We start from the raw sequence: 16343 nt of genomic DNA on the forward strand, positions 1-16343 counted from the left end.
TATTTGCCGCTACTTGTTTACGTCGAATGACAACGTGGCTTGTTGCCCCGTCTTCGCGCTGTAGAACAGGATGTAGACCGATACCCCATTGAGGATTTCGGTCACGGTGATCACGGGGGCCGGACTTCTGGCTACTGTGGCCTCAATGGCGATCTGCGCTCGGATGACACTGCGAACCAGATCTAGATTCAGTGGGGATCCGACCTGTGCCGGAACGCCTGCGCCGTAGTCGAGATGCCAGATGTATCCTTGGACTGCGGTCATCAGGCGCCTGATGATCCGCTGAGTTGTCAGATCATCACCATCGACCATAAGAATGTCACCGGTCGCTGATGCCGTGAGGTCTTCACCCCAGAAATGTGCAACGTCTGGCATGGATCACTCACAAAGGGTCTTGGTCGCGCCCCCAACGATCACGGCTCCGCATGCAGTGACGGACCCACTTCTTGCCACCTGAGCGCCCTCGGCCGTGAACTTCGGGCTTCCCGTAAGGATTGGGTTCGGCCCATGAATTGGACAGGAAAGCGTGTCTCCAACGCGCGCCACCAGCTTTCCTTCAACACCCGTTTTCGATGCGCTTGAGGTGATAGAGCCCCCGTGTGATGAAGTGTCACCAAATCTAGCCACCGGGTTAGCCATTGATATTCACCGTCCCGCCGCCGGCATTGATGTTGATGTTTTGACCATTCGTGCTCAGAGTCAGCACTCCTGCTTGGTCAGCCTTGAGGATGAACCCCGCTGCTGACTGAATGACAATCTCACCGGATTGGGCGACTGGTGGGCGCTCCTGGTCGGAATGAAGACGCCCTGTGATCGATGGCGCGTCTTTGTCGCCGCCAACATAGTCCACCTTGACCTGATCGCCGGCCGTGAGGCCTATAGCGATCCCAAAACCATTGCCGATATGACCCGTCTCGATCGGCAACCAGCCAGTTTCGACGCCCTTTGGCTGCAACAAAACCTTTGCTGCATACCGATTGGGGTCATAGGAGGTAACGGTTCCGATTGATGGCTTCGGGCGCCGGCTGAGAACCTGATCCACAATCCTGCGCACCAGGTCTTCGATATCACCCATCATGCCTATTTTCGCTTCTTGGATTTCGACTTCGCAGAGACAGTCATCCGATAGCCCCCGGACTGGCTCATCGAATGCTCTATGGTCGTGATGTCGTGCTGTTGATCGTAGGCGGTTCCTGTACCGCTAAGCCGCATATCGAAGCGAGGCGTCACAGTAGGATCCCCCGGCATCGTCAGATCGAACATAAGTTCGTGGCTCGTGTTTTCGGCTAGGCGCTTCTCGGCGAGCCTTTGTGTCTGGTCGCCCGTCAGACCCGGTACTTCATAATTATAATTCAGGGGCTCGCCGGAGCCTGTCGGTTCAGAGGCACCATATTCGTAAGCCTTCTTCTCTTTGTGGTTCCAGCTCTGGACTTTCACATTCACGGGGCGCCCAAGGATAACGTTCCGTGACGTCTTCAAGGTCATGAAATTGCCGCTGGCATAGGAGGCCGCAGTTGGTGGGCTATAGACCACATCCAGGACCGGCAGTTGTTCATCGACCGCCTTGAAATAGAGAATGCCACCGGTCATATACGCGACCATGCCATTCATATCGGCAAGCTGCGTGATTACTGTCCATTCGGATTCGTCGTTGGTGAGCTTGGCGTAGTCGAGCTGAAAAATCTTTCCGCCCTTGGATGGCAGAGAATCCGCATCAACGTTGATCCCATGCCGTCCGGCGATCTGCTTTACGATCTGGTCAGGCGTGAGATTGTTGAACTTCTCGCTGGACTTACTGTCGATCAGAGCTGCGGCCTTGTCCCTGCCCTGCACGCTCAAAATGCGCTGGTCGAAGTTATGGCCGACCTTGTCGACCTTCCCGTCAAAAACCTGGACAGCCCCACTGATCGCATCGGTCTGGAACTGGACTTGAACGGCGATATCGCTCTGCTCAGACCACCAGCCCTCATCCATGTCGGCAGGAAGGGCGCCGAAGGGGATCTCACAGTGAAAGGTGTCGGACTTGTGCGTCTTCGACATCTGGACGTCAACGCTGATACAGTTCAGCGTTTCGCCATTAGCGATGATGAATGCCCGTGGCTGCCTGAGTGTCACGTCAGGCTCCCAGAATGCCGCCATTAGAGGCGATAGTGGTTTGAGGGATCGTCAAGGTGACAATACCAACGATCATCGGGTCAGAAAGACCGTTAGCCTTCGCGATCTGATACCATTTCGTCGCGTCGCCAAGATACTGAGCCGCCAGAGCATAGAGATTTCCGCCAGCCACCGTGACGACCCGATTGGTCACAACGGCGGGAATAGAGCTTTGCAAAGCCATGCGTCACCCTTGCTGGAGAGCCAGGTTCTTGCCGATAAGATTAATGTTGTCTTTCGAGAACAGGGCGGCAGATTCGTCTGTCGTGTTCTGAAGTTGGCTCGTGATAAATGACGCCATCTGATCAGGGTCGACGCCGGGCAGCGTGCCGGCCCCTACCCCGAGCGTCGCGTCTAGGCCTGCGGCTATCCCGTCAATCGTAGATGCTGCTGTGTACACGGTCGAGGTAACCGTCGAAAGGGTTGCTGTAGAAGCGTCCTGTAGCGATCCGGCAGCGCTGACAGCCGTTGAGACTGTCGAAACAGCCGCCGCAGTAGCAATCTGAGCCGCAGACGTCCCGCCAGCCGTGAATGATGCAGCGACCGTGAGCGCATTTCCCACAATCGTATCAATCCCGTTGACGATTGCCCCAAGAGCATCGTTGATAAGATCCGTGACCACCGTGCAGGTGATCTTGTAAGGGATCTCGTAAAAACGCTCCGGCTCAGCCTTGAACTCCGTAATCAGCACGACAAGGAACGTGCTCATGTAGGAAAGCGTGACTTGAGCGCCGGCTGAACGCATGGCGTCGAGCGCTTGTGCCCTCTCCATGGCGTCCGGCCCACGAAACCTTCCCGACCAATTCACATCATCCGCATCTGGGCCCATCGCATCTACAACGCGATTGCCCCCGATCAATTTGTGGACGGCCGCGTGCTGACGGCCGCCGAAGTTGATGCGTTCCGGAATTTCGAAGTTCTGGAACGTTACGCCGCCGAGGACCAAGCTAACCATGTCGATCCTCAGATAAAGGAAACATCAGTCGGAGCAGCCATGGCCTGCCCATCGAAGGTAGACGACGATCCAGACCACGAGCCATTGCGCGCCATATGCGTACTGACGGCCTGAGCAAGCCGGCGCCCATCGACATTGAGGGCGGCGTGGACGGTCACCGGCTGATTATTGTTGGCTGGCGGAACCCAACTTGCCGGATTGTAGCCGAGCTGATCCTTGCCTGGATGTACGCCAGGCTCCGGGAACGAGAACTGCGGTGTTCCGGGAGCGTTTGCCGAACCTGGAGGGCCTACCCCGGGTCCACCGAGGATAGCATTCTTGATCATCCCGGGGATTTGGGCCAACTGCGAAATGAAATTGACGATCGCGTTGTAGATCCCGGTGAAGACATCAACGATGGCATGCCAATTGTAGGCTACAATCGAAACGATAATCCCGCCGATCGCGGCAACTGCAATGGCTATAGCGCCGCCCGGTATCAGTGCCGCAGCAGCTGCTACAACCGCGACAGCGCCCAAGGCCGCAAGACCTATGCCAAGGCCAACTAGGGCTTCGCCGATGATCTTGATGGTTTCAGGATGTCCATTCGCGAAATTGGTCAGCGATTTCATGACATCTGCCATGGTGTTCATCGCCTGAATGGCCACAGGAACCAGTGGAGAGCCCAGCGCCGTCAGCAGGTTATTCCACGCCGATGAGAAATTCTTCTCAACTGTGTTCGGGTCATTCTGCAGAAGACCGCCAGCTGCACCCACGCCTTGTGCTTGCCCAACGATGCTGGCGTCCTTGTTGATGCGCTGGCCCTCCAGAAGCAGAGTGGCGATCGCTTGCGCGGATGTCCGATTGCCAAACATACCACCGAGCAACTGGATAGCGCTTTCGTCGCCGGCAAAGACCTGATGCCCAAGCTTACCCTCGACCAGAGGCTTGAAGACTTCCTGCGCCCACCGATACGGGTCTTTCGTCATCAAATCAGTGCCCTTGACGGCGCCGGGATTGAAGCCGACAGGATCGCCCTTCCCGTCATAGATGATCTTGGACTGATCTTCGATGAGACCGAGGTCCATCATCTGGCCGAGAGACCTCTTCGTGACCTTGCCCTGTACTGCCGTTCCAAAGAGCGACATTAGGGCCGTACCAGTCTGCGATGGCCCCATTTCCTGAATGAGCGAAGGCAAATACTTTGTATAAAATTCCTCGTCCCAGCCCTTTGAGGCCAAGCGACCGTACTGCGTTGCCTGAAGGAAGCCCTTCGGATCCACCTTGCCGCCTGAGGCAGTAATCGCCTTGGTCATCATGTCGAAGTACGACATGAACTGATCGGGCGTCTGAAGGCCTTTAAGTTCGCCGGCTCTCGCCATCTCATAGACAGCGTCGGAAGCCTTATCGCCGGAGCCTTCGGTGACAGCGTTCAGAACGACGCGCATCTGTTCAAGTGGAGCGATGAAGTCCATGGCGTGCTCTGTGGAGCCGAACACCATACGGGCCTCTTTGATGTCGGCGAGGACATCAGATACCTTCAGGCCATATTGCGAGGCTACTTTCCAGGAGTCAGCCGTGGCTTTGGCAATATCAACCTGATTGACGCCGGCCGCAGCCATCTGCTGCTGGACGTGGATCAATTCTTTTCCATGGTCCGCTAGCTTGGCGACGCCCGCGATGATAGCCCCGCCGGCGAGAATGCCCACAGTTCCCGCAAGCGCCAGGTTCCAACTAGAAAAAGCCTTTTCGACCTCTCCGACCTTCCCTTTGAGGCCAAGAAGATCCGCGGCGATAACAGCCAGAACCGGCGACATGCCGTTTGTGAGGCTGATCGCTACGCCAATTTTCCAGACGTCCACAGGCAACCTCGACTTTTTGAAGAAAATGGCTCATGTTCTCGCTCTGTTTCAACGGAGCGCCTGCATGAGCCAGGAATGGGATTACCCTCCTCGTCGCCAATGGATGAGGGAGGAGCGTGTTCGACCTTCGAAAACCGACAGATTTGACCGAGTTATTGACCATCTGCCGAAACCAAAGACGGCTTGGCAGTGGTATGTGCGACAGATGCAGGGCCGCGGGCACTGGCTCTATAAAGCCAACGTCTCAGCGTTGTTTTTCACGATGCTTGGCTTCTTCTTCGCCGCAGTCGTCATAGTTGGTATGCTTGTCGGGGCCTTGATCTCTCACGTTGCCCATGCGCAAGAAGCGCCGCCGATCGAACAAAACTCTCAGGTGATGCCAGATTTTCCGAAAGAGCTCTATCCGATCGCCATCGAACTGATCAAAGCAAAGGGATGGCGCTGCGACAGCATTTCAGCCGCCCGCAAATGGGTTTGGTCGCGTGGCTTTACGGTGGTCTGCAACAACTATAGCTACCAGTATGATTTCGAAGACCGCGGCGGCAACATTGAAGTCAGTTTGAAGTAGTGCCCTCGAACACCCTCGAAACCTTCAGGCGCCGATCCCAATTCTCAGAAAACTCTTTGGCTAGGTCGCGGCTTTCAGCGAACGTGACGTTTTCCGCATTCCGCTTTTGCGCCGAGGCCGTGTAGTTGAAGGAGCCACCCACCACCAGCCGCTCATCAATGATCATAATCTTGTTGTGAGCGATGGTCGGCTCATAGTCGATCCAGACCGGGATGCCAGCAGCTTCAAGCAGTGTAGCGCCTGAGTATTTCCGCTCATTCACCTTGTCCAAGATCGCCAGAACCTCAACGCCGCGTTCTGCGGCTCGCTGTAGGGCGTGGATGATGGGTAGAGACGTGAACCCGTAGGCTTGAACGCGAATGCTCGTCTTGGCGCCGTCGATCGCCTCAACAATCCGATCCTCACACTGTTCGCCAGGGGTGAAGCAAACCGAGATCTTGGCAAATGCCACCGGCGCGGCGACGGCGGGAAGGCTTATGAGCGATAGGGCGATGGCGGCGGTGAATCTCATGGTCCTGAGATAGCACTTCATTTGATCGGTATCGAGACCGCAGCCCCGTTCGCATGCGTGGTTTCAGGCTTGATCAGAGCGCCATGCATGTGGCGTCCAATGACTTCTTTCACTTCAGCGGATTTTCGCACCGCCGCGCCACCAAGGAATGAGCGCGGAGGAATGCCACGCGATGTTCCAAGCTCCTGCCAAACCGCTTTGTCATCGTTTGAACCGATATGAGCTTCGTGATCGAGGACCACTGTCCCGATGCTATCCCGCATCTCGCCGGTCTCAAGGAGCGGCGTGTCGCCGTTGGCCTTGTGGGCGATGGTATCTGGCTTTAGAGGGGCCCAAGCCGCGAATGGGCCAGCCGATCCCTGATAGTGGCCGATTTCTTCTTTCGCTTCCGTCTCGACCAACTGAGCGGCCTCAGCCAGCGCGCTCTTTTCGGACATTGGCATATGGACAGCAAGATCCAACAGGAAGTCGGCCATACTTTCCAAAGAGAAATCAGCCATTGATCAACCATTCTTGCGCCAGCTTAGCGTGTTCCAATCGAAGTTGCCGCCCTCATGCTCTCCGAGGATGACGCAGTATGCAAGTTTCTCAGCCGGCCCTAGACTGAATGCAACGTCCCATGGCGCATTTTTGCTGACCAAGAACAATGAGCTTCTAATGTCTGGGTCGGCTGCTATTTTTTTGCGTCTTCGGCAAGCTCTTCTTCACTGATCCCAACGCCGAAGTGTTCCTGAATACCGCGACCGATCGCCGTGAAGCCGTCATCATCGAGCCGGTCAATCAGCGCATCAAATTGAAGTTCCGTCGATGGCAGCGCTTCCGGAATACCGTCAATTTCCACCACGCAGGCTGCCACCATGACGAGGCCAAGATACTGTTGCTTGCGCGAGCTTTCGTCCGAGAGGGCCTTCAGGACACGGCGCCGAACGCTCATGCCCAGTTTCTTGATCCCAATCGAACGCCCGCGGGCATCAGTCACGACCACAACCTTGTTTGCGTCACTCACGATCTCTTCCGAGGGCGTTGGAGCCTTCTTGATTGTAACGCTAGCCATTACTGCACCTTAATGCGCTTGGACGCTTTCCAGTTGAGCTTCTGTTTGACGTAGGCGTCTCCGGTGAACGTACCGGCGTCCGCGTAGGCCAGGGCCACGCCGTCGTAGCGATATTGGGTGATCGTCCCATTCGTCTCTGTGATCGTCTCTGTGATCCGGAGGGCGTTCAGGGTGCCGGTCGCGAAATAGGTTGCTTCGACCTGCGCAAAATAGTCATCCAGGACGCTGCTGGCGCGATCGACAGAAAGATCACCTGACCATGTGTCAGGGATCGAAGCAAGACGGTTGATGCCATCGAGCCCCTTGCTGTCGAGTTCCTTTGTGTTCTGCTTCTTGGTGAAGCTCGTCAGAATTGCCAGCGGAAGGATTGAATTGTCTGGAAGGATCACGTCGAGGACTGCGTCCTTCCCGATATTCAGGGAACCGAAACCGGTGTTTACAGGCATGGGTCAGGGCTCCTTAGACGGCAAAACTCACGCCGGTGCTGTTGACCTGCACCGACTGGCCCGCTTCGAGGTTGATGAGGAAGAATTCGATGATCGAGAAGTATTTGACCTGCACGTTCGCCTGCAGGTAACCGAGGGCAACACGGCCCTGAGGGTTGTTCGTGGCGTCGATCTCGACAGAGTAAGGCACCTTGCCGTCGGACGAACCAATCATGCCCTGTTCTGTCAGCGCCTGGAGGAACGAATCGAGGGTGATCTTTGCCTGGCGCTGCACGGTCGGTGAGTTGAGCTTCCCAACATAGATGCCCATCGCCGAGTTGAGGGTCGTGGCGATGTAGTTGGTGAGCCGGGTATAGTTGTCGCCATGAATGACAGCATTGGACGAACTGTTGTGACCGGTGCGGCAACCGAAATAATTGCCGCCGGGCACTGGATTGCAGATCACATCAATGCCGGCGCTAACGAGGATCTGAATATCCGCGGAGGTGTAAGGGATGCCCGTATAGGACTTCTGCGTTCCCACGACCGCTGTGAGCTGCTTGTTGAGCGTGGATTGCTCCGGAGAAAGCGAAACAAGTTCACCGGCAGCGAAGGCGGCTGGCGAGACAAGCCGATTTGAAACGCCGTTGAGGGTATCGAACCAGTAGACCCAATCGCCAAGCATGATCTTCATGGCGTAGGAGTCGATGCCAGCAGTAGCCTTGGCCGTGGCAGCGGTCTGAGGGTCGCTCGTACCGGAGGCGAAGGCTGTCACCATATAGATCCCCTCGCCCAGGCCGAACGAGACCTGCGTCGGCCAACTCGTTGCGTCAGTCAGGTCGCAAAGGACTGCGACAGCAACGCCCTGCCCTCGAAGCGCATACATACCCTTGCGAGGGTTGGTGTCGGTGCCAAGCATGGCTGTAGCGTTGATGGTGGTAGTGCCATCAGTCCCGCCAGCGAGCGTGTAGCTCGCCGTGGCGGGGGCAGTGGTACCAACGCCGGCAGTGGCTACGATGATGTTCGAGGGGCCGCGCACGGCATTGCCGTTATTGATGGCAGCCGCCATCGCCACCCAGAGCGCATTCGCTGATCCAGCGATGTTGTCGAAGATTTCCGGAGCAAGACCGGGCGCCGCAATTTTCACCTGGAAGGTGCTCGCGGCCGAGCCGGGAGCAACAGACACCTGAATGCCGTTGCCGAACGAACCCGTATATTTGGACGTGAAGGTGATGCAGGTCGTCTGGACCAGAATTGTAGCCGCCGTGTCGGTGCCATCAGTCACACGCACGCCCATAATAGCCGTGGCGCCTTGCTGGAAGGCAATCGTCGCGTGCGTTCCGGCATCAAAGAGACGATTCTGGTAAGGGCCAAAGATCGTAGCCCATTCGGTCGGGCTGCCAGCAATCTTCGGCTGATTGACGGGACCCCAAGTCGCCGTTCCGACCAAGCCGAGAACGTTGGAGGGCACGCCATTGATCAGGAACTGCGGCGGAATAATCTGGACGTAGACGTCCGGAACAGAGAGCGCCGTCGTGTTCAGCGCCCCTTGCGGGAAGATCGGCATTTAGGCTGCCCTCGTATTGTGTGGTGGATTAGGACTGCGAAGACGCCTGAGGGGCATCCTTGCCGGACTGAGCCGGAGCGTCGGGCAGATTGACCGCCACGACCTCATTTGGATTGGTTTCGAGCACCGACTTAATCTTGTCGGCATCAGTGATCTGATCACCCCTCGCATACGAAGCGAAGGGCGCTGTAACGGTCAGCGCTTTCATGAGGCGTCCTCAGGTGGTGGTGATGGCGATAGTCGAGATGATCTGCGGGTATGTCGTGATCTCGTTGGTGCCGTACTCGACCATGTAGACGAAGTCTCGACGGTAGATTTCGAGCGTCTGGCGCTCATCCGAAATCATCGTGCGCTGGTAGACCATTCGCGCCCCAGATCCATCCGGCAGAAGCAAGTGCTCATTCTTAACGAGCGCCAGATCGATGATCGGGGCTGCTTGGTCTCTCATCGCAGGGTTCGGACACCAGAGAGACACCATGACGGCCCTCTCCTGGCGCTTAAACTCCTGCCAGACAGTACCGAAGACGCCCACCGCAGCCGTCACAATGGCTGAGGGAGGTAAGGTGAGTACCGGGCCACTAGATGTGGCGGCGATCCCAGCGCCAACAAGAAGAGCCGCTAGGCCTGTTGCGACGGTGGTCATGGTGTCGCTGGTCGTGGCCGGATACACCACAGTCTCGCTCGTTGACTGCCACGACCCTACCGTGACGCCGATGTTCTGAGTTGACCCAATAGTTCCGGCGAAGGTGATCGTCTGGCCTGAGATCGTCGCCGTGATCGTTGGTGTCGGGATGTTGAGCGTCTGTAGATCAGTCGTAAAGCGGGTTGTGTTCCGCTCCATTGGCATCGGGAAAACCGAGATAGTCAGAATGCCGGTGTCCAGATCTGTATCGAGTTGCTTCGGAACAGGCCATCCTCGCATGACTTTGCAAGGCGCCGTGATGATCGAAGGCTGTGACGTCCCATTCGGGTACAGAGCCGCCGAGACCTTCGTGACGATGGCCTTCTCTACGTCCGAGATGTCAGCCATCAGCGAGCCTCAAGACGGATACAGGCGATATTCCAGCCCATGGAATTCCAGTAGGCCGCTTCCACCTGATAGCGCTCTCCGAGGTCGTCGGTGATAATGTCCCGGTCAAGGATCACGCCATTTGCGACTGCGCGAAGTGGTATAAAAACACGCCAGACAATAGGGCCTGGAGGTGCAGCCGGCAGTGAACCGGCATAAGTCCTCGCCATAGTGGTTTTGGCCTGAATATTCGCCGGAATTCCAGAAACTACGGGCGTCTCGGTAGATTTCAGCACACCGCTGTAACCCACGTTCCCGACGCCAGTCTGGCCCGTAGGCCGCGTGACGGCGATCGTGCGGGGATACATAAAGGACATCAATCAGACCGGCAGAGTGTTGCGATATTGACTTAGGACGGCATAGACACTCGCAGGCATCGCCGCGGCTTCGCCGGGAAGTATAGTGACTGAGCCGCCAGCCTGATATTTCTGTTCTGTGTCGCCTGCACGCTGGGAAACCACATTCGGATCACGATCACGGTTCTCGTTGTAGGCAACCTTCATCCACTCAAGGCAAGCCATCTGCAGATCGATCGGGATAGGATTGAGACCTGCCGTGTAGGTGATCGCGACATTCGAGAGTCCGCGGTAGAAGATCGCGCCCCCCATCAGATCGACCGAACGGTTCTTGAAGGTATAGCCTGGCCCGAATGTCGACGTGGCCGGATTAACCGCCAGATCGTTGATCGCGAGGGAGGCCACAGAGATGATCGGATAGTTTCGGATCATCATCCGCGCATTGTCATGGCCGTCATAGACTTCGGAAAACGTGCTCACCACAAAAGTACGGCTGCACCAGTCTGCAATTAGTTGCGAATAGGCGCTGATGGCGAATTGGAGATTTGTGTCGTCCGATCCTGGCAGCACTTGTAGCCACGCATAAGCCTGGGCAAGCGTGACAAGATCATTTGGACCAACGGCCATGATGGATCACTCTGCGACAGAATTGGAGGTTTCAACTGACGTCTGAACTGCTTCCAGCTGAGTGCCGAAGGGGATTTGCGGGATATCGACTGCCTCGGCATCTGCTTGTGCAGGCTCAGGCTGTTCGGCACCCTCGATAATAGCTGGCGTTGGGACAGCGAATCCGTGGCTCAAGAGAGCCCCAACCATCGATGTGGGAACGGTCACATAGCCATTTTCATCGGTCGAGAAGCTATCAGAACCATGAGAACATGATTGGGGGCCGTTGGTGGACAGCAGAACGGTATGTCCCTCGGGCGCGCCTGGAATATCAGCGATAAGCTGAAACCCGCCAACGCCGACGAGTGTCTGAGCCGCATCATCCGGAACCGTTATGTTTCCATCTGCATCGAGCGGGTATAGCCGGGTGCCAATGTTCGCGCCATCAGCGCCAATCGGGGCCTTAAGCTTCTTCATTCGTCTCTTCCTCATCAAAAGGAGGAGGCCGCAGTTAATGCTGCGGCCTCCTGTCTCATCAGCCGTTTGCGATGTTGGTCACCAGACCGATTGCGAACGGAGCATAGATCGCCAGAACTTCTTCGGCATAGACGCCGACCTGACGCTGGCGAGTGGTGATCGGCCAATCGATCTGATAGTAGTCCGAGCGCGTCTTGACTTCGGCGACGTTCGGAACCTCATTCGACTGGTACTGCAGAGGTAGATTTTCGGCCCAGAGCAGGATCGTGCCCGGAGGAAGGTTCGGGTGGATCTTGATCGGGATCTTCATGCCACCGTCCAACATGAACGGGTTGAAGTAGAACTCGATCGTGCCGCCAGCTGCCAGGCGGTATTCTGCGTTGTTGGCGTCCTTGAAGTATTGCAGCAGCGGAGCCGACGAACCCGTCAGAACCTTCGCTGTGATGTTCTTCAGTTCCTGCGCATTCACGTAGATGACCGAAGGGATGACCTGATAGGCGTTCCACATATTCAGGAGCAGCGTATCGATTTCGTTGACGGAGCCCTTGCCTGATGCGGTCAACACGGTACCGGTCCCGGCCGTGCCGGTCGGAAGCGTTACGACCTGAGCCCCGTTCGAAGGCTTGAAGCCCGCAGTGATGAGGCCATCAAATGCCAGCGAGTTGGTCGAGTAGTCAGCGGCAACAGTCGTAGCAGCCTGAGCGCCACCCGTGAGCGGAGCAGAGAAGGTTGCTGAGTTGATCGTGGTGATAGCCTGGAGCGTTTCGGAACCAGAAGCCCCGACAAACCATGCATAACCGACTGCGCCAGTCACGATCGGCACGGTCGCCGAGAGGATCTGCCCAAGCGTTACTGCCTGAGTGGTTGCGCTTGACTTGTTGGAAGAACCGCCATTGAGAACGAAGGTCTTGCCGTCCGCGCCCGTAATGGTCTTGGTCGTGGCAATCGAAAGAGAGCCGGCCAACTTCGAAGCGTTGGCGTAGCCTTCGACAGAGAGCGCAACAACGATCACCGAGTAAGTGAGCGCCGGCAGTGTGCCCGTCGTGCCGGCAACCGAGAGCGTCGGGGCCGCGGGAGTGCCCAGCGCAAGGGAGTTGTTACCGCCCATCAGAGCGAACTCTTCCTTGAGCATGGTCTTCTGAAGGAGGCGCATCGTCATGCGAGCCTGCGCATCTTCGAAGCCCTTGGCAGCGTTGATGGCTTCATAGGTGATCGCGTCTTCTTCGCCGATCGTGGCGTATGAAGCAGCCTTGCTCGACGTCGAGTAGGACATCTGGCCCGAACGTTGACCTTCCGGAACCCAGCCCATGGCATCATAGCCAGAACCGATGATAGCGTTCACCTGGCGCCAGTTGGTCGCCGTACCAGTGCCACCGCCGACACGAGGCAGACGGTTACGGATCGGGGTTGCGACTGGATAGAGGTTCTTCGCTGGGGCCTGCAGGTCATAGGCGACGAGGCCGGTCGAGGTGGAGATGGTTTTCTGAATGACATCATCGGAGACGCCAGCGGCCTTTAGGACCGCGGAGATGACATCGACGGAGTTACCGGCGCCGGCCTCGGTCATGATGCGACGCGCAATATCCTCGGAGGGATTGGCGCGGGCGCTCTTGATCAGGTCTTCGACCGTTTCGGTCTTGGTTTCCATAAGGGAATCCTTTCACGTCACCCGCCACTGACGGGTGCGCAATAGAGCAATTGATGAAATGGGGTTCGGTTAGCCGCGCGGGGTCATGGTGTAGGGCTTCCCGTGAGAGATCTTGATGAGCGCGATTGCTCGATCCTCCGGTGAAAGCGCTTCCAGCATCTTTTCAGCTTCGGCTTTACTGATGACCGGTTCGGCGGAGGCGCCGATCGTGTCGAATTCCTTGGAAACAGCCGCAATCACACCCGCAGTTTTGGCGGGTACGGGCTGGCTCTCAATTTCCTTGATGCGCTTTTCCAGCGCGTCGTTATGTTCCTTCATCCCCTTGACCATCGGCAGCACCTCATCAAGGCGCGCAGAGATCTGGTCATAGGCTTTCTTGAGCAGAGTCTCATCGCCTTCGACCTTCTCTAGGTCTTCAGAGGCGACAGCTTTCCCCATGCCACAGTCGGCGCCGAGCTTTACCAGTGCATCATGTGCACCCTGCAGATCAGCCATATCCGATTGTGAATGACGAGCGCCGGCCTTGGCGATGTTGATTAGAAGTTCGCCGCGCTGAATAGCCTCACCGGCTTCCTCTTCGCCCATGGAGCCGAGGACCATATCCAGGGAGTCGGCGATCAAGTCACCAAACTCGACCAGAAGGGCGCCAAAGCGGTTCTTCATCTCATCAGAAGGAATGACGGCCTCAGGCCAGAAGTATCCGGCCTCATAGGAGTCCTCCATCCTGTCCATCCATGCGAGGAGCTGAAGCATGTCAGCAACGCATTCCAGCGACAGTGCCTTGGACAGATCGCCCTCACCTTCCGCCTTCTTGGTTGAACCTGCCCATCCCTCGGGCAACTTTTTGGTAGCGCCGAGCGCCTTGGCACGACGGATGATATGGCGCTTAGCTCGTGCCTTGTTCTTGGCTCGACCGTAGGCATGGACGGCGTTTTCCAGATCAGAGACATTGTTTATCGGGAATGAGCCATCTGGCAGCGCATGGCCGTCCTTGGCTGCGGCGTCGCGTTCTTCAGTCGAAAACTCGCGCTTGGTGATGGCCTCGATCTCGCCGAGCTTGCCCATGGCATCGCCGGTCAGGTCGGCGAGTGCGGCCGCGTCATCGAGCGCCTTGTGATGAGCAATCAGATCGGCTTTCTTCGGATGTTGAGACTGATCACGCTTTGAAACCCAGACCTGTTCAAAATCATCGCCCTTATTCGGCGGAATCACCACAGTCTCAATCTGTTCGACTGTGCCAGTGGTTTCATCTTTCGCGAGTACGTCAGTTTCTTCGAGAGCTTCAGCCTTCCACATGCTGATGACAGCGTCGGGATTGGCCGGTCGGTCGACCAGAGAGATTTCAACCAGTCGCACGCCAGTGACATGCTTCTTGTTCAGCTCATCGCGTCCGGTAACCTTGCCGCCAATCGAGAACCCCTTGTAGACCCGCGCCTTGACCTTGGCGATGGCCACAGGATCAACGACTGTGCCGGAGATCAGCGTCTTTCCTTCGACCACTTCCGCCTTATCAACGGTGCCAGCCGCCATAGGCTGATGCATTTCACGCATAGCCCCGGTCCCGTAGCGCATAAAATCCGGGATAGCCTCCTCCATTGCAGCCGCTTTCACGACCTCGCCATCACTGTCGACGGACTCAGTGGAAGCAATCCCCTCAATGGAAAGGGTGCCATCAGCATTATCCTCGACCTTGGTGAAGGCGGCGAAGAGCTTCATATCGATATCCTCTGCTTATTCCGGAGAACCGGCACGCGGCTGGTCGTCTTCGCCGTCGGTAGGTTGGTTGTCTGTACGTTTCGCTTCTGCAGTCGCATTGGCTACCACTTCAGCGTTGTGAGCCTTGTCGTCCCGGCTATCCTGATAGGATGCGAGGGGCACATAGCCATTGACCGTCAGGATGAGCGGATCATTGGCAAGCGGGTTCAGATACGGATCTTGCCCGCGGTCGGCTCGCACCTGGTTCAACGTGCGTGAACCGTTGCGAAGATCCATGTCATCAATCTTGCTCTGGGTCTCGGGATCAACGTCCCGCTCAACTTCCCATGTGAATTCAAGGTCAGCGTATCCAAGAAGATCCTGAATAACATCGTCCATGAGACGCTTGGCCCACGACAGAAGCGGACCCAAGCCTTCCTGCTCGGCGCGCTCCTGATCACCTTCTGATGTGGAGCGGTTCATCTGCCTCACGAATGGCGTCGGTGGCAAAGAGAATGCAAAACTCACAATGCGGGCCAGCCATTCATCGAACTCGTCCTTAATCGGAGCGTCCTTGAAGGCGGAATACTTCGTGCCCTGGGGCACCCACTTTAGCTTGCTCCGGTCCTGCGTATTGCCAGTCAGCATCGCATCGAACCAGTCCTGGAAGTCCTTGATTTGCTGCGGCGTCCAGCCGTCAGGAGCATTGAGGATACCCGACGGGATATTGCTAGCCGTGAAGTGAGCGAGTTGCGCCGCCTGGCGCTGCATCACCGTATTGATAGTGACAATGATCTGTTCGACCGGGCCGAAACCATAGAGGTGATTTGAGCGCCGGTTTCGGGGTTCGTACAGCAGATCGTTGGTCGTGAGGTCAGTCCAAACTCTTCCCTTGATGACCTGCTGGTATGCGGGGTGCGGAGGAAGCGGCCGACGCCCATTTTGGTCCACCAGAACCTTGATCGACGCACCATCGACAACATCGAGGCCGATGACTTTTTGATTGCGGCTGCGGCGAATCTCGACAGAAGGGGCGTCGAGGACCAGCAGATCTTCAACGATCATTCGGAGCCACACAGCAAAATGATGCTGCCCGTCTGGCTTCCTCAGAAAGCGTGAGACTTCCTTGATGCGCGGATCGTTGTCATCAGCCGTCTTGGCCCCAACCTTCTTGATCCGCCAGTCTAGGCGCTCAATCTGATCCTTTCTGGTCTCGATCGCCAAGCGGACAAGCTCGACATTGGAAAAGCTTCGCAGCGCCGGGAATCCGAACGGCTCATAGGCCCTAGGCGTCCAGTTAAGGTTCGTTCCTGTCGGGAAGTCCGTAACGCGAACCGGCTGCGGATCTGGTGGTACCAGCGGCAAGCCAGGCGAGAATAGTCCGCTAGACGGCTGGAATGTCATATTGGTGCTGAACTGAGACAGCGTCTGAACAACAGCACCAGGCGTTAGAGACGGCATTGGGGCGGCTATCCTT

General features: G+C 56.8%; 20 protein-coding genes. 1 reads left to right on the forward strand and 19 read right to left on the reverse strand.

Translation table 11 applies throughout. The annotated features are described in order from the left end of the window. Window positions 1-9: 9 nt before the first annotated feature. The 7 genes from A6U86_RS05420 to A6U86_RS05445 are packed head-to-tail and all read right to left on the reverse strand — an operon-like array spanning window position 10 to window position 4950. Window positions 10-375 (reverse strand): hypothetical protein, encoded by a 366-nt coding sequence (locus A6U86_RS05420; RefSeq protein ID WP_068386931.1) that lies wholly within the window; start codon window positions 373-375, stop codon window positions 10-12. A 3-nt stretch (window positions 376-378) separates the two neighbouring features. Continuing rightward, the gene (locus A6U86_RS34610) at window positions 379-639 is read right to left on the reverse strand and encodes a PAAR domain-containing protein (RefSeq protein ID WP_083196724.1); all 261 of its coding nucleotides are present in this window, start codon (window positions 637-639) and stop codon (window positions 379-381) included. Beyond that, window positions 632-1078 (reverse strand): hypothetical protein, encoded by a 447-nt coding sequence (locus tag A6U86_RS05425; RefSeq protein WP_068386934.1) that lies wholly within the window; start codon window positions 1076-1078, stop codon window positions 632-634. The genes A6U86_RS34610 and A6U86_RS05425 overlap by 8 nt, the downstream gene beginning before the upstream one ends. 2 nt (window positions 1079-1080) lie before the next feature. Further along, window positions 1081-2115 carry a phage late control D family protein gene (locus A6U86_RS05430; protein WP_158008730.1) on the reverse strand — a complete coding sequence of 345 codons (1035 nt, stop codon included), beginning with the start codon at window positions 2113-2115 and terminating at the stop codon, window positions 1081-1083. 1 nt (window position 2116) lies between these two features. Further along, window positions 2117-2338: a hypothetical protein gene (locus A6U86_RS05435; protein ID WP_068386939.1), complete on the reverse strand. Its 222-nt coding sequence runs from the start codon at window positions 2336-2338 to the stop codon at window positions 2117-2119. A 3-nt stretch (window positions 2339-2341) separates the two neighbouring features. Further along, a complete protein-coding gene (locus A6U86_RS05440; protein WP_068386943.1) occupies window positions 2342-3109 on the reverse strand; it encodes a hypothetical protein in 768 nt (255 codons plus the stop codon). A gap of 8 nt (window positions 3110-3117) precedes the next feature. Further along, window positions 3118-4950 (reverse strand): hypothetical protein, encoded by a 1833-nt coding sequence (locus tag A6U86_RS05445; RefSeq protein ID WP_141683633.1) that lies wholly within the window; start codon window positions 4948-4950, stop codon window positions 3118-3120. A gap of 64 nt (window positions 4951-5014) precedes the next feature. On the opposite strand from A6U86_RS05445, the gene A6U86_RS05450 reads away from it, so the two are divergent. Beyond that, window positions 5015-5518: a hypothetical protein gene (locus tag A6U86_RS05450; protein WP_141683634.1), complete on the forward strand. Its 504-nt coding sequence runs from the start codon at window positions 5015-5017 to the stop codon at window positions 5516-5518. Here A6U86_RS05450 and A6U86_RS05455 read toward each other — a convergent pair. The 12 genes from A6U86_RS05455 to A6U86_RS05515 form a co-directional block, all read right to left on the reverse strand. Further along, complete coding sequence (locus A6U86_RS05455) at window positions 5505-6029, reverse strand: phospholipase D family protein (RefSeq protein WP_068387942.1); 525 nt, start codon at window positions 6027-6029, stop codon at window positions 5505-5507. The genes A6U86_RS05450 and A6U86_RS05455 overlap by 14 nt on opposite strands. Window positions 6030-6046: 17 nt before the next feature. Then, the gene (locus A6U86_RS05460) at window positions 6047-6529 is read right to left on the reverse strand and encodes a hypothetical protein (RefSeq protein WP_068386951.1); all 483 of its coding nucleotides are present in this window, start codon (window positions 6527-6529) and stop codon (window positions 6047-6049) included. Window positions 6530-6702: 173 nt separating this feature from the next. Beyond that, window positions 6703-7035: a hypothetical protein gene (locus A6U86_RS05465; protein WP_141683635.1), complete on the reverse strand. Its 333-nt coding sequence runs from the start codon at window positions 7033-7035 to the stop codon at window positions 6703-6705. Between the two features lie 47 nt (window positions 7036-7082). Continuing rightward, entirely contained in the window at window positions 7083-7529 is a 447-nt protein-coding gene (locus tag A6U86_RS05470) for a hypothetical protein (protein ID WP_068386958.1), read from the reverse strand. Window positions 7530-7542: 13 nt separating this feature from the next. Next, complete coding sequence (locus A6U86_RS05475; RefSeq protein WP_068386960.1) at window positions 7543-9075, reverse strand: phage tail protein; 1533 nt, start codon at window positions 9073-9075, stop codon at window positions 7543-7545. Window positions 9076-9103: 28 nt separating this feature from the next. Then, window positions 9104-9283, reverse strand: coding sequence for a hypothetical protein (locus A6U86_RS05480; protein WP_068386963.1), 180 nt, complete (start codon window positions 9281-9283; stop codon window positions 9104-9106). 9 nt (window positions 9284-9292) lie between these two features. Further along, the gene (locus A6U86_RS05485) at window positions 9293-10105 is read right to left on the reverse strand and encodes a hypothetical protein (protein WP_068386966.1); all 813 of its coding nucleotides are present in this window, start codon (window positions 10103-10105) and stop codon (window positions 9293-9295) included. 359 nt (window positions 10106-10464) lie between these two features. Continuing rightward, window positions 10465-11067 (reverse strand): hypothetical protein, encoded by a 603-nt coding sequence (locus A6U86_RS05495; RefSeq protein ID WP_068386972.1) that lies wholly within the window; start codon window positions 11065-11067, stop codon window positions 10465-10467. Between the two features lie 6 nt (window positions 11068-11073). Next, window positions 11074-11523: a hypothetical protein gene (locus A6U86_RS05500; protein ID WP_068386975.1), complete on the reverse strand. Its 450-nt coding sequence runs from the start codon at window positions 11521-11523 to the stop codon at window positions 11074-11076. Between the two features lie 58 nt (window positions 11524-11581). After that, complete coding sequence (locus tag A6U86_RS05505) at window positions 11582-13171, reverse strand: hypothetical protein (RefSeq protein ID WP_083196726.1); 1590 nt, start codon at window positions 13169-13171, stop codon at window positions 11582-11584. A 69-nt stretch (window positions 13172-13240) separates the two neighbouring features. Continuing rightward, on the reverse strand, window positions 13241-14887 hold the full coding sequence (locus A6U86_RS05510) for a hypothetical protein (RefSeq protein ID WP_068386978.1): 1647 nt from the start codon (window positions 14885-14887) through the stop codon (window positions 13241-13243). Window positions 14888-14902: 15 nt separating this feature from the next. After that, window positions 14903-16327 (reverse strand): phage portal protein, encoded by a 1425-nt coding sequence (locus A6U86_RS05515; RefSeq protein WP_083196727.1) that lies wholly within the window; start codon window positions 16325-16327, stop codon window positions 14903-14905. Between the last annotated feature and the right edge of the window lie 16 nt (window positions 16328-16343).

The organism is Rhizobium sp. AC27/96, assembly GCF_001692325.1.
In the GTDB taxonomy this organism is placed as follows: domain Bacteria; phylum Pseudomonadota; class Alphaproteobacteria; order Rhizobiales; family Rhizobiaceae; genus Rhizobium.

Excerpts from the sequence above, each read along its gene's own strand:
- A6U86_RS05455 (WP_068387942.1), bottom strand. The coding sequence starts at position 6,029 with ATGAGATTCACCGCCGCCATCGCCCTATCGCTCATAAGCCTTCCCGCC.
- A6U86_RS05510 (WP_068386978.1), bottom strand. The coding sequence starts at position 14,887 with ATGAAGCTCTTCGCCGCCTTCACCAAGGTCGAGGATAATGCTGATGGC.
- A6U86_RS05515 (WP_083196727.1), bottom strand. The coding sequence starts at position 16,327 with ATGCCGTCTCTAACGCCTGGTGCTGTTGTTCAGACGCTGTCTCAGTTC.
- A6U86_RS05495 (WP_068386972.1), bottom strand. The coding sequence starts at position 11,067 with ATGGCCGTTGGTCCAAATGATCTTGTCACGCTTGCCCAGGCTTATGCG.
- A6U86_RS05485 (WP_068386966.1), bottom strand. The coding sequence starts at position 10,105 with ATGGCTGACATCTCGGACGTAGAGAAGGCCATCGTCACGAAGGTCTCG.
- A6U86_RS05475 (WP_068386960.1), bottom strand. The coding sequence starts at position 9,075 with ATGCCGATCTTCCCGCAAGGGGCGCTGAACACGACGGCGCTCTCTGTT.
- A6U86_RS05500 (WP_068386975.1), bottom strand. The coding sequence starts at position 11,523 with ATGAAGAAGCTTAAGGCCCCGATTGGCGCTGATGGCGCGAACATTGGC.
- A6U86_RS05440 (WP_068386943.1), bottom strand. The coding sequence starts at position 3,109 with ATGGTTAGCTTGGTCCTCGGCGGCGTAACGTTCCAGAACTTCGAAATT.
- A6U86_RS05470 (WP_068386958.1), bottom strand. The coding sequence starts at position 7,529 with ATGCCTGTAAACACCGGTTTCGGTTCCCTGAATATCGGGAAGGACGCA.
- A6U86_RS05460 (WP_068386951.1), bottom strand. The coding sequence starts at position 6,529 with ATGGCTGATTTCTCTTTGGAAAGTATGGCCGACTTCCTGTTGGATCTT.
- A6U86_RS05435 (WP_068386939.1), bottom strand. The coding sequence starts at position 2,338 with ATGGCTTTGCAAAGCTCTATTCCCGCCGTTGTGACCAATCGGGTCGTC.
- A6U86_RS05420 (WP_068386931.1), bottom strand. The coding sequence starts at position 375 with ATGCCAGACGTTGCACATTTCTGGGGTGAAGACCTCACGGCATCAGCG.
- A6U86_RS34610 (WP_083196724.1), bottom strand. The coding sequence starts at position 639 with ATGGCTAACCCGGTGGCTAGATTTGGTGACACTTCATCACACGGGGGC.
- A6U86_RS05480 (WP_068386963.1), bottom strand. The coding sequence starts at position 9,283 with ATGAAAGCGCTGACCGTTACAGCGCCCTTCGCTTCGTATGCGAGGGGT.
- A6U86_RS05505 (WP_083196726.1), bottom strand. The coding sequence starts at position 13,171 with ATGGAAACCAAGACCGAAACGGTCGAAGACCTGATCAAGAGCGCCCGC.
- A6U86_RS05425 (WP_068386934.1), bottom strand. The coding sequence starts at position 1,078 with ATGATGGGTGATATCGAAGACCTGGTGCGCAGGATTGTGGATCAGGTT.
- A6U86_RS05450 (WP_141683634.1), top strand. The coding sequence starts at position 5,015 with ATGAGCCAGGAATGGGATTACCCTCCTCGTCGCCAATGGATGAGGGAG.